The organism is Thalassospira lucentensis (assembly GCF_011806425.1).
In the GTDB taxonomy this organism is placed as follows: domain Bacteria; phylum Pseudomonadota; class Alphaproteobacteria; order Rhodospirillales; family Thalassospiraceae; genus Thalassospira; species Thalassospira lucentensis_B.
Genome location: NZ_JAATOV010000002.1, coordinates 290,543 through 302,134, shown reverse-complemented (window position 1 = coordinate 302,134; position 11,592 = coordinate 290,543). Strand labels below are relative to the sequence as shown.

Here is an 11,592-nt window from a genome sequence, read left to right as displayed (position 1 = left end):
GAATGGGGCCCTTTTTCTTTGTCTGATGATTGGTCGCGGGCTGATCGTTTAAATGACTGGCGGGTTAGTCGCGGCAAATTGCGTGAGTTCATCAAGGAACACGCGCTGGCGCATGGGCATGAAGTCGCTTTCATGCCAGACAGCATAGAAGTCACGCTGATCGGTTTCCCATTCTGTCAAAAGCGGCACAAGCTTGCCGGTCTTTAAATGGTCGGCCACCGTGCTGTGCGGGATCAGGCCGATCCCATGCCCGTCGATGATCATGCGGGTAGCGAGTTCCATGTCATCGACGCTAAAGCGTCCTGAAACGCCAAGGGTTTCCATAGCACCACTTTGAGGGTGGCGAAAACGCCAAGTGCTGAGCGGGCGGGCGACGATCAGATCGTGATCGTTTAATTGATCGGGCGCGGTGGGTGCGTCGTTGCGCGACAGATAGGCAGGTGCGCTACACAGAACCAGCCAAGTGCCGGTCAAGCGTTTGACCATCAGGGATTGTTGGGTTTGCTTGCCGACCCGGATGGCGACATCAAACGGTGCCTCTTGTTGATCAAGGGTTCTGTTCGATAGCGTTAGGTGCAAATCAATGCGGGGATAACGCGTCATAAAACCGGACAAAAATCGGTCAAGCCACTGCACTGCAAGATTGACCGGCATCCCAACCCGCAGGAGCCCAACGCACTGACTTTGGCGTTGATCAATTTCATGAAGCTGTGTGCTGAGCTCAAGCAACATTGGTTTTAGGCGATCATAATATTCGCGTCCCGCTTCGGTCAGGGCAAAGCCCTTACCGCCGCGTTGAAGCAGCTTGCATCCAAGGGCCGTTTCGAGTTTTTGCAAACGCCGACTAAGTGTTGCAACCGGCATGCGCAGGGCCGTCGATCCACGGCGCAAACTGCCAGCCTCGACCAGTTGGGCAAAAATCGCCAGATCATCCAGATGATGAACATGTTCCATTTATGAGAATCTATCTTTCAGAAATTTGGTCTATTTCCAAAAACAAGAATAAGCGATGTTTGCGCCCGATGACAGATCAAACATGAGGATACAAATGTTTCCCCCGCGCATGCACCGCTTCGTTTTTGCCTTTTTTATGTCGCTTTGGCTTTGCTTTTTGATGACGGCCCTCGTCACGATGATCAATACCGGCATGGATACAAACTATCTGCTGCGATGGGCCAATGCCTTCATCGTGGCCTGGCCGATTGGCTTTTGTCTGGTGGTGCTCAGCGCCGGAAAAGTCGGCAAGATTACCGCGCGCCTGGTGCGTCAGCCCGGCTGATAGCCAAAATATCGCAATTTAAAAAGGGTCCCATTTGGGACCCTTTTTGTTTGTCTTTAAGGATGGTTGGCTGCTTACGAACCCGTCGTTTCGTCATCCGGTTTTGATGGTTCCGGTCGCTTGCGCAACACGCGGTCAACTGCTTGCTGGACGGTGGCGCAGTCCGTGGTTTCGGGGATGTCGCGTTTGGCGGTGTTGGCGATTAGGGTGGCGTGATGGCACAGCACATCGCGTTGCTTGGCATCGTGTGTCAAACTGATCAGGCTTTCAAGCACCTCGGCCATGGGCAACAGCACATCGGGCTTGGTGCAGGCGGCTTGTCGGATTTGGTTGAACGAGGCTTCAAGCATCCCGCCAAAATCATTGATCTGGCTGCAAATACGGGTATGGCCATCATCGTCCTTCCAAACCCCGACCGGATAGTGGAACGGCATGGCTTTGGGCAGGGCGCGGCCCAGCTGATAGACAACCGCAATGGCGGTGAACGGGTCATTGATCCCCGGTGACAAGGCACGCAGGGCAATTTCCACCAATTGGCGCAGGGCAAATTCAACATCCAGCATTTCGGTGCGCTGATTGCCGATCATGATGTAGTTCTTAATCGCGTCTTGGCATTCGTTCAGCGGTTTGGGTTCTTGGTCCTGGTTTTGGGTCGGTTTGATTTCGCCAATGAAATCGCCCTTAATTACGTGCTGCCCGGCATGAACAATCAGCGATACCGTAATGCCGTGTTTGGTCGCCTCATTGCGGATTGCTTCGTAATCGAGCCCCTGCACATAGCCAGATGTTTTGGCAATGATCGCGTGATCATCGTCGATTTCCGAACTGTCGGGCAGGGTGCAGTGATCCTTTGACGCTGTATCAATCGGGGATTTTAGCGTTTCAAGGGCCGATGAAATGGTCTTTTCAAGGTTGCTTCCGACCTTATAAATCACCTGATCGGCAACGATGGACCGGCCCAGATTGTGCACAAAAAAGATCAGCACAAACAGACAAATCACAAACAGCCCGATGCCTGTCATGGTCAGGATTTGCGGGACTTGCACATTTTTCGATGTGCCCCCCATAATCACCAGTGCGCCAATTAAAAACAGGATCGACCCGACAAAACAGCCAATCGAATTTTGGGTTTTCGGATCGCCCATAAAATTGCGAATGGTTCTGGGGCCAAGTGACCCAGCCGCCAAGGTCAAAACAACCATCGTGATCGACAGCGCAAAGGTTATCATCGTCACAAGCGCGCCAAGCAGGGTCGAGATCAGATCCTTGGCAGTGTCGATGGTGCTAAATCGGGGCCAGAATTCCGGCAGGGTTCCGATCAGGTCGCTGCCCGGAATACGGGTCGATAACAGGGCGAACGCCACGCCGAGAATTGCATAAAGCAATGGGGTGAACCACAAGCTGTGGGTCAGAAATTCCCATATCCGGATGAAGCGTTGAAACATGAAAGTTCGCCCAGTTCTGGTTGCGACAGTCAAAAAGCACTGCGCGTGATCAATGATATGCTGACGTCACAAAAGCACGAATGTGAGTTGCAACAAAGGTTAAACGCCTGATCACAAATTGAGTTCCCGTTTTGGGGGATTATATACAGGGTCCTTTGGGACGCAAAATCCCCACCAAAACCATGAATTGATTTCAAAGACCGGACAACACCACAGAGGTGCCGCGTTTGATGGTTTGGCAGGTGCATACGCTCGGTGATGAAACCCACCTATGCGAAAACGACGATTGTCTGCATTTAAAAAATGAACCAAATTCGATTTTACGTCAAAAATGGTTTCATCAACGAAAAATTGGTCTGGCATGGTTGCGCAAAACCGCATGGAAAAACGCCAACAGCGCGAAGAACTGATCCTTGAAAATGCGGCAGGTCTGATTGCGAAGGTCGGTTTTTTCGAACTGAAAATGTCCGATCTGGCAAAGCTTTGCGCCATTTCGGTTGGCACCCTGTATGGCCATTTCGCCAGCAAGGAAGACCTTTTGATTGGTCTTGCCGTGATGGCCGGGGCCAAGCGGGCAGAAAAATTTGATACCGCGCGCCATCACGATGGCAGTGCGATTGAAAAATACATCATAGCCAATTTGCTCGACCTTTGGTTTTCCATTGAGCATCCGCAATTGTTTGAGGCCGAATATCTGGCATTGGCACCATCGATTTGGACGCGCGCCACACCGGCCCGCCATCAGGCCCAGCTTGATCAAATCGGCGCTGTGACCGAGATGTTCCAGACCTTCCTGACCCAAGGCGCGGGTGAACTTGGTATCGCATCGGATATCACCAGCCGCACGCGCAACCTGAACCTTGGCAGTTGGGGGCTGGGATACGGGATCAATGTGTTGGTTCTATCCGAAATTACCGATCGCCATTACGGCCATCAATTGCGCGAAAACGCGATCAATATCCTGTGCGATGCGCTAGCCGATCTTTTGATTGGGGCGGGCTGGCAGGTTGACGATGCTAGGCAAAAGGTCCGCGCCCTTGCTGAGCGCTACGTAGCCTTGCCCCGTTCGTCAGGTTAGACGACCAGACCCGCAAAATCACGCAGCCCCGATCCCTTTCAATTGACGAAATTGCATCACCTTCACGCCCCACGGAGTACCCCATGTCGCAGGAAAACAAGGCAATGTCGGCCGTCTTTTTGACGGTACTGTTTGGGTTTGCCGGTTTTAGTTTGCCCTATCCTGTCTTTGGTCCGATGTTTTTAAAGCCCGAACTGGGCTTTCTTGATCCATCCGTACCAGAACAATACCGCACCATATTGTTGGGCGTGGCAATGGCGCTGTATCCGATCGGGCAGTTTGTCGGTGCCCCTTGGTTGGGGCGGATGTCTGATAAGGTCGGGCGTAAACCTGTTTTGCTGGCATCCCTTTTGGGGGCGGCCAGTGGCTATATCGTCGTCGCGGTCGGGGTTTCCACGGCCAACCTGCCGATGGTGTTGATTGGGCGGTTTGTATCGGGCCTGTGCGAAGGCAATATGGCGATTGCCCAGTCGATTGCATCGGATATCAGCACCCCCAAAAGCAAGGTGCGCAATTTCGGTTTGCTGACCGTCGCGATCAATGTCGGCTGGATCATTGGCCCCTTAATGGGCGGATTTTTCTCAGACCCGACGATCCATCCGGCATTTAATGTGTCTTGGCCGTTCTTTTTTGCCGCGGGTATGTATGGCTTTAACCTGTTGGTGGTTGCGGTGATTTTGCGTATCCCGGAATATGCCCGCCGCCGTGGACGGATGCCCGAAGATGGCCCGCAAACCGACCGCACAGTGTGGCAAACCCTGACCGATCCATCATTGATGCCGGCCTTTGTCGTGTCGTTCTTTAGTTACTTTGCGATCTTTTTGTTCTTCTGCTTCTTTGGGGTCTATCTGGTTCAAAACCATGACGTCACCAGCAGCTTCCTTGGCATGTGCTCGGCGATCATTTCCATTCCGCTGATTTTGGCGGGCCTGACGGTTGACCGCGCCCAGCGTCCGATTGGCTTGCGCGGGGTGGCAACCATTGGGCACATGTTGCTTGGCATCGGGTTGCTGACCTTTGTCCTGCCTGATGGGCTGGTTTGGATTTTTGTGCCGATGTGTATTGCGGCATTTGGCATTGCCTGGTGTGAAGTCACCACCAGCCTGTTTATTTCCAACGGGGCCGGCGCGCATGAGCAGGGGCAGGCGCTTGGTATCTACCGATCGGTGCATGTCTTGGCTGAGGCCGCCGCCGTTTTGGCGGGCGGGGTGCTGGCCGGGCTTCATACCAACGCCCCATTCATGGTCGGCTGTGTTGCGGCCTTTATCTGTGTGGCAGGGATTTTGGGTTGGGTTAAAACCCGGTCGGTGATCCCGGCACGCGATGCGGCCCCAGATGTGGCATCAGATGCGGCACCTGAAACAGCCCCGGCGTCTTAATCTTAGTCTTAATATTCGCCCAAAATCACATAAGGATGCGTCCACATCTGCGGCGCATCCTTATGATGGTCTTATCATCGGCGAATGAGTACGATTTAATAAGCGATCTTTGCCAACGCTGCCCGCGCGGTCAGGGCCTCCGCCTCGGGGCTTTCTTTGCGCTTTTCATCGGGCAGCTTGGCCAACGCATCGGCAAGGGCGCGGATTTCGTCAAGCCCGTCCATATCTGAGCAAACTTCCGTGACGCGGTCCCAAATCGCCTGATGATCCATGCCGCCCATCACGGTCAGCGCAATGGCACGGTTAAGGGTTGCCTCGGGATGTTCGGGGATTTGGGCAAGGATCTTTTCATAGGTTTCAAACGCTGTCATCGGATGCCCGTCGCGCAGATCAATCACCGCAAGATCGTTGGCCGCGGTCATCGACCGTGGATCGATCCGCAATAATTGCTCGATCGCGCGGCGTTCGCCTTCGCGGTCTTCATTGACGCGGTAACATTCCGCCATCAGACGGTGGATGTCTTCTGATCCCGGATTATGATGTGCCGCGGTTTGCAGGCTTGATAGTGCATCATCGGGATGATCAAGTTCCAGCAAGGCCTGTGCGCGCAGGGTCAAAAAATGTGGGTCGGTTGGTTTGTTGCGTAAAATGATATCAACATGGTTCAGAGCCCCACGCGCATCACCCTTTTGCAGTAAGGCGCGTGCAATGTGATGCAGGCAGTCTTCATGGCCTTCATCAGATTGCAGCACCGTACGATATTCGCCAAGTGCTTCGGTGATCGAACCTTTTTCATGCAGGGCACGGGCCAAGCCAAACCGGGCTTCAAGGTTATCCGCATCTTCGCCAAGCGCTTGTCGCAGCATATTGATTGCGGCGTCAAATTGTCGCCTTTTCAGGGCCGAAAGCCCCATTTCTGAAAAGGACATCGCGTTCATTTGTGGTCTCCCAATCCTTCTAGGGTTTTGTTGGTAAACCCTTAATTTTATCGATTAACGATGGGATTATAGGGACCCATTCCATCATTACCAGCCCTATATGATGCTCCTTATGATGTTGGTATTGCCAAGCCAGATTACACGTCAAATTTACCCCCAAAATCAAAAAGGCCCCGGACAAGTGACAATGCGGGGGCCCATTCAGGTCAGTGTTAATAGCAAGCCTATTTTAGGAAGGCTTTTGTAATCTTTGGTTCGTTTTCCTTGGACCAGGAAACCACGGTTTCAAGATTGGTTTTCCATCCCTCGGTGCCAAACGGGTGGTCATAGACGAACTTTTCCGATGGTGTGAAACCGGGGATGACATCACCAACCGGCTGGCGATAGTTAAAGCCATATTGCGCAATCAGAAGCTTGTTGCGGCGTGACATCCGATAGTTGGTGAACAACATCGTCGCCGGTTTTGAAACGTTGTGTTTTTTGAAATAAGCATCAGCTTGTTGAATGAAATCTTCTGAATTCTCGGTCACGTTTAGGGACCAGTCTTCGATGAAGAAGCACTGCTGAAGACCGCCTTGCTGGTTGGCCTGCTGTTCAAAATAAAGCGTTTGTTGTTCGGGGTCGCAATAACTCGACGCGTGGAAATAAAAGCGCATCGGAACATCAAGCGCGGCTGAATACATCACAAAACCATCAAGGGTTTTATTTTCATCAATCTTGGCGAGTGCGACATTGCCAAATGTTTGAGAATATTTGTTCTTTTCGGTGGATTTTCCAACCACGGTCCAGTCGCCCGGCGGCAAAAGAATGTCACCACCCTTCGTGGGGATCGACCCGCTATAGACCGTACCGATCTCGTTTTGCGCGTCAAATGAGTCAGACGTCGTAACACATGCAGACAAGGCTGCTGCTGCTGCAAATGCAATTAGTTTTTTGATCATGTGTGTCCCTTCCCTCATGTCGGTGCTTATTCTAAGTACCGGAAAGGAAAGGGTAAACTATCCGAAGTTGGGGTGAGGATTATACAAACAGGCGCCAGACTGTTTCCGGCGCCTGTTTGTATGCCGTCATCAGGGCTTATGCAGCATTTTGATTTCCATGAAATCTTCAAGGCCAAACAGCCCGCCTTCGCGGCCGATGCCCGATTGTTTGTAGCCGCCAAACGGGCTTCCGGCACGTGGGAAGGCACCGTTGATGCGGATCATGCCAGCGCGTAGCTTGCGTGCAACGCGGTCGGCCTTGGCATCGTCGGGTGTTTGGATATACGCCGCCAGGCCATATGGCGTGTCATTGGCGATTTCGATGGCGTCTTCTTCAGTGTCAAACGGGATCATGACCACGACGGGGCCAAAGATTTCTTCACGCGCGACGCGCATGTCGTTGTTCACATCATAGAAAATCGTTGGCTTGGTAAAGTATCCCTTGTTGATGCCATCGGGTTTGCCAACCCCACCAACCAGCACTTTCGCGCCTTCGTCGATGCCCGCCTGAATAAGGGTTTGAACCCGGTCATATTGAATGTGGCTGACCAGCGGGCCGATGTGATCGCCTTCCGCCGTTGGATCGCCAACAGATGCGGCGTCGCCAACCCGCTTGGCCACCTTGACCGCGTCGTCATAGATCGATCGCTGTACCAGCATGCGGGTCGGCGCGTCACAGGTTTGACCGGAATTGTTAAACACGTCCGAAACACTAAACGCGATGCGGTCTTCGATATCGACATCTTCAAAGACAATGTTGGGTGATTTCCCGCCCAGTTCCAGTGTCACGCGTTTGATGGTTTCAGACGCGTCCTTTGTGATCGCCTTGCCTGCACGGGTTGATCCGGTAAAGGACATCATCGAAATGTCAGGATGGCGCGACATCGCCGCCCCGGCCACGGGGCCTGCCCCCTGAACAAGGTTAAAGGAGCCTTTGGGGAAGCCTGCCTCGTCGATCATTTCGGCATAAAGTACGGCATTAAGCGGGGTGAATTCGGATGGTTTCAACACACAGGTACAGCCGGTCGCCAAGGCCGGGATAACTTTTAGCACGATCTGGTTGATCGGCCAGTTCCACGGCGTAATCAGGCCGCAAACCCCAATCGGTTCGCGCAAAAGCGTTTCCCCGTTATGCAGGGTTTCTTCGGTTTTAAGGTCCCGCAATACCGCAATGAAATCTTCAAGATGGCCCACACCGGCATCAGCTTGCTGTTCGCGCGACATCGTGATCGGCGCGCCCAGTTCGGATGTGATGGTTTGCGCGACCTCGTCATAGCGGCGCTTATAAATCGCCAAAAGGCGTTCGAGCATACCCAGCCGTTCATCAACCGTGGTCTGGCTATAGGTGACAAAGGCGCGCTTGGCGGCCGCCACGGCAAGGTTGACATCGTCTTCGTTGGCCAGTGGGATTTGCGCGATGACAGCTTCGGTGGCCGGATTGATGACATCCATTTTCTCGGTCGAGATTGGATCACCCCATGTGCCGTCGATATAGAATTTACCTGCGTTTTGCATCGGAAGCCTTCCTGATTATCTGCCAGATGATTTGAATTTCGCGGCCGGTGTTTTTTCACCCGGCATTTTTTTATGTTCAGGTCCGTTTCCTCTGCCGGTTTATCCGCGGCGTGACCCGTTGGGTAAACCATAACGCCGTTCTTTGATCTTGTGACCTGATCTTATGAACCAGCATAGCTTGTCATGATAAATGTCTGCGATCAAAGGTCCATCAAAGAATGGTGTCGAATACGTGGGCGGTGCGTTTTGAGAAGTGCCGCTTGCTGCTTTCCAATCGGCTGACCGACTGCGTGCGCATTGTCACAGACCGCGCATTGATATTAGGATACGCAGGCAAGAATAAGCGCCGATAAACGGGCGGAAAAACCAAATAAAAAACGCAAAGAACACGGGAACAGGCAACCATGCAGGAAACCGGACAAAGTGCCGATGACATGTTCGGCATGTTTTCGCATGACGACCAGAATTCTGATATCGGCGAGCTTAGGCTGGCGGATGGCGATCTGTTTGAATTGCCCGGGGCCAAAGGCCGGTTGGAGCGGATCGATTTTGGCAATGGCACCTTTTTGCACCGTGCGGAATTGAACGTTTATGAAGATTCGCGGTTTGATGTGCAAAACGCCTTACCACCCGGCTGGTTTTCCGGATCGATCAATCTGATGGGGTGTTTGGATTTCAAATGTCCCGAGGGTATACATCGCAGAATGTCACCAGAAACTGGTTTTGCCATGCGGGTGGACCGGCTGGGGACCCGTTATTTCCTGCCAAAAAGGTCAGTTGATCCGCCATATGGGCGTGACAATTGAACTTGATGCCTTATATCGCCGTTTCGGTGACACCGTCCCCGATCAGCTTGGTCCGTTTTTGTCCGATGCCACGGATGTGGTTGAAATTCGCCCTTTGCCGATCACCAACAAGATCCGCCGCATCGTCAGTGCCACGTTTTCCCAGCAGATGACCGGGGTGGGACGCAAATTAAAACTTGAAGGTCTATCGACCCTGTTCCTGACCGAAGTGATTGATGCCTAATTGCGAGCGTAATCAGGAAAGGGAAAATACCCCCAAGCCAACAGTGCTTGAGCAAACCGTGCTTGCGGATACCATCGCCCGGGTCACGGCCCAAATGGCATCGCCGCTTTCGGTACCTCAGTTGGCTGATGATGCCGGACTGACCGAAAGCCGCTTAAACAACCTGTTTAAATGCGAGACGGGAAATACCTGTGGCGAGTTCATCCGATCTGAACGGATGACCCGTGCGCGGGAGTTGCTGACATCTGGCGACGGAACCGTCAAACAAGTGGCGGCGGCTGTTGGATTTAACCATGTCAGCAACTTTTCGCGGTCTTACCGCGAATGGTATGGCGAGAGCCCGGCACAAGCGCTTAAGCGCAACGGCACATAGGCGATGGCTTGCTGTGCCCTTGCTCAATTCGTTATGACGGCCTAGGTTAACGCAAACGTCAACCTCTATTGCAGGGCAAAAATGAAGTTTCAGGGTACGGAAAATTACGTCGCGACAGACGATTTGATGGTGGCGGTGAATGCCGCCATCACGTTGCAAAGACCGCTTTTGGTTAAGGGTGAACCGGGCACCGGCAAAACGGTTTTGGCCGAGGAAATTGCAAAGTCGCTCGGCAAAAAGCTGATCACCTGGTCGATCAAATCCACCACCCGCGCCCAGCAGGGACTTTATGAATATGACGCGGTGTCGCGCCTGCGCGATAGCCAGTTGGGCGATGAACGCGTGCACAACATTGCCAATTACATCGTAAAGGGCAAACTGTGGGAAGCATTTGAATCCGATGGCGAGGCGCCGGTTCTTTTGATTGATGAAATCGATAAGGCCGATATCGAATTTCCCAATGATTTGCTGCAAGAACTCGACCGGATGGAGTTCTTTGTCTACGAGACCCAAGAAACCATCAAGGCGACCAACCGCCCGATTGTCATCATCACGTCTAATAATGAAAAAGAACTGCCCGACGCATTCCTGCGCCGCTGTTTCTTCCACTATATCCGCTTCCCCGATGCCGACACGATGAACCAGATCATTGAGGTGCATTATCCCGGCATCCAAAAACGCCTGGTGGCAGAGGCCCTTAACCTGTTTTACGACATGCGTGATGTGTCGGGTTTGAAAAAGAAACCCTCAACATCGGAATTGCTTGATTGGTTGAAATTGCTGATGGCCGAAGACTTGCCACCCGAAGCCCTGCGCGCCAAGGACAGCAAAACCGCGGTCCCGCCGATGCATGGCGCGTTACTCAAGAACGAGCAAGACGTCCATCTGTTTGAACGCCTTGCCTTCATGGCCCGGCGCGAAGGGCGCTAAGTAAAGCCCCGAGTGAAGTCCGGTGACGCGGCCTTAATAGGTCGGGAAGGTTGCCCTCATGGCGATTTCCTCGGCCCGGATGCGACGCCACAGGATAAAGCCGTAAATCGGCAGGCCAATGATCAGCGTGCCCCATGCCTGAAGGGCGATGGCAAACCCGACAAGTTCGGGCAGGATGTTCAGGAAGTAGTTTGGATGCTTGCAAATTTTATAAAGAATGCTGGTGCGGACTTCGTGATGCGGCGAAATGAACAGTTTGACTGTCCAGAGTTCGCGCAAGGTCGCGATCACGCCAATCAGGACCAAAATCGACGCCGCCCAAATCGCCATTCCGATATAGGTCACCATGCTTGCCGGGGCCGCGCGATAGAACCCTTCGCCGATGCAGGCAATGTAAAACAGAATATGGGCAATCGTCAGGATTTTGGTGGTTTGGCTGTCATGTTCCACCGCACCAGCCGTACGCAATCGTGCTTCATTGCGTTTGGAAACGGCAACGGTGACCAGTCGGGCAATGACAGCAACGCTGACAAAGGCATAGATAATTTCGGGCATCTTGTTCTGGCTCTGTGGTTTGTTTTTTATGATGCCCTTATTTGGGCGTGGTCAAATTTTGGCGGACATTGCCCGAATGCACCAACGCTGT

The 11,592-nt window shown here is 52.9% G+C and carries 13 protein-coding genes; 7 read left to right on the top strand and 6 right to left on the bottom strand.

From position 1 onward, the window contains the following. Nucleotides 1-48: 48 nt before the first annotated feature. The gene (locus HCZ99_RS06980) at nucleotides 49-954 is read right to left on the bottom strand and encodes a LysR family transcriptional regulator (protein ID WP_167446235.1); all 906 of its coding nucleotides are present in this window, start codon (nucleotides 952-954) and stop codon (nucleotides 49-51) included. A gap of 55 nt (nucleotides 955-1,009) precedes the next feature. Here HCZ99_RS06980 and HCZ99_RS06975 point away from each other — a divergent pair, with 55 nt between their 5' ends. Beyond that, on the top strand, nucleotides 1,010-1,279 hold the full coding sequence (locus HCZ99_RS06975) for a DUF2798 domain-containing protein (protein ID WP_167446234.1): 270 nt from the start codon (nucleotides 1,010-1,012) through the stop codon (nucleotides 1,277-1,279). 74 nt (nucleotides 1,280-1,353) lie between these two features. On the opposite strand, the gene HCZ99_RS06970 is transcribed toward HCZ99_RS06975, so the two are convergent. Next, nucleotides 1,354-2,724 carry a DUF2254 domain-containing protein gene (locus HCZ99_RS06970; RefSeq protein WP_167446233.1) on the bottom strand — a complete coding sequence of 457 codons (1,371 nt, stop codon included), beginning with the start codon at nucleotides 2,722-2,724 and terminating at the stop codon, nucleotides 1,354-1,356. A 379-nt stretch (nucleotides 2,725-3,103) separates the two neighbouring features. Between HCZ99_RS06970 and HCZ99_RS06965 the strand changes: the two genes are divergently transcribed. Together HCZ99_RS06965 and HCZ99_RS06960 are read left to right on the top strand one after the other, a co-directional pair. Continuing rightward, the gene (locus HCZ99_RS06965; RefSeq protein ID WP_167446232.1) at nucleotides 3,104-3,802 is read left to right on the top strand and encodes a TetR/AcrR family transcriptional regulator; all 699 of its coding nucleotides are present in this window, start codon (nucleotides 3,104-3,106) and stop codon (nucleotides 3,800-3,802) included. A gap of 83 nt (nucleotides 3,803-3,885) precedes the next feature. After that, nucleotides 3,886-5,181, top strand: coding sequence for an MFS transporter (locus tag HCZ99_RS06960; RefSeq protein ID WP_167446231.1), 1,296 nt, complete (start codon nucleotides 3,886-3,888; stop codon nucleotides 5,179-5,181). A gap of 95 nt (nucleotides 5,182-5,276) precedes the next feature. Here HCZ99_RS06960 and HCZ99_RS06955 read toward each other — a convergent pair whose 3' ends face one another. The 3 genes from HCZ99_RS06955 to HCZ99_RS06945 all read right to left on the bottom strand — a co-directional run bounded on the left by HCZ99_RS06955 (nucleotide 5,277) and on the right by HCZ99_RS06945 (nucleotide 8,614). Next, nucleotides 5,277-6,119 (bottom strand): tetratricopeptide repeat protein, encoded by an 843-nt coding sequence (locus HCZ99_RS06955; RefSeq protein WP_167446230.1) that lies wholly within the window; start codon nucleotides 6,117-6,119, stop codon nucleotides 5,277-5,279. Nucleotides 6,120-6,343: 224 nt separating this feature from the next. Next, nucleotides 6,344-7,060, bottom strand: coding sequence for a hypothetical protein (locus HCZ99_RS06950; RefSeq protein ID WP_167446229.1), 717 nt, complete (start codon nucleotides 7,058-7,060; stop codon nucleotides 6,344-6,346). Nucleotides 7,061-7,189: 129 nt separating this feature from the next. Next, nucleotides 7,190-8,614 (bottom strand): aldehyde dehydrogenase family protein, encoded by a 1,425-nt coding sequence (locus tag HCZ99_RS06945; RefSeq protein WP_167446228.1) that lies wholly within the window; start codon nucleotides 8,612-8,614, stop codon nucleotides 7,190-7,192. 404 nt (nucleotides 8,615-9,018) lie between these two features. Between HCZ99_RS06945 and HCZ99_RS06940 the strand changes: the two genes are divergently transcribed. From HCZ99_RS06940 to HCZ99_RS06925, 4 genes are all read left to right on the top strand, one after another. Beyond that, nucleotides 9,019-9,420, top strand: coding sequence for a hypothetical protein (locus HCZ99_RS06940; protein WP_167446227.1), 402 nt, complete (start codon nucleotides 9,019-9,021; stop codon nucleotides 9,418-9,420). Next, nucleotides 9,404-9,643 carry a hypothetical protein gene (locus HCZ99_RS06935; RefSeq protein WP_167446226.1) on the top strand — a complete coding sequence of 80 codons (240 nt, stop codon included), beginning with the start codon at nucleotides 9,404-9,406 and terminating at the stop codon, nucleotides 9,641-9,643. Before HCZ99_RS06940 ends, HCZ99_RS06935 begins: the two co-directional genes overlap by 17 nt. Further along, nucleotides 9,636-10,016, top strand: a complete 381-nt coding sequence (locus HCZ99_RS06930) for a helix-turn-helix domain-containing protein (protein ID WP_167446225.1) — start codon at nucleotides 9,636-9,638, stop codon at nucleotides 10,014-10,016. The genes HCZ99_RS06935 and HCZ99_RS06930 overlap by 8 nt, the downstream gene beginning before the upstream one ends. Before the next feature lie 81 nt (nucleotides 10,017-10,097). Continuing rightward, on the top strand, nucleotides 10,098-10,946 hold the full coding sequence (locus tag HCZ99_RS06925; RefSeq protein ID WP_167446224.1) for an AAA family ATPase: 849 nt from the start codon (nucleotides 10,098-10,100) through the stop codon (nucleotides 10,944-10,946). A gap of 33 nt (nucleotides 10,947-10,979) precedes the next feature. On the opposite strand, the gene HCZ99_RS06920 is transcribed toward HCZ99_RS06925, so the two are convergent. Next, nucleotides 10,980-11,501 (bottom strand): isoprenylcysteine carboxylmethyltransferase family protein, encoded by a 522-nt coding sequence (locus tag HCZ99_RS06920; protein WP_167446223.1) that lies wholly within the window; start codon nucleotides 11,499-11,501, stop codon nucleotides 10,980-10,982. Nucleotides 11,502-11,592 lie beyond the last annotated feature (91 nt).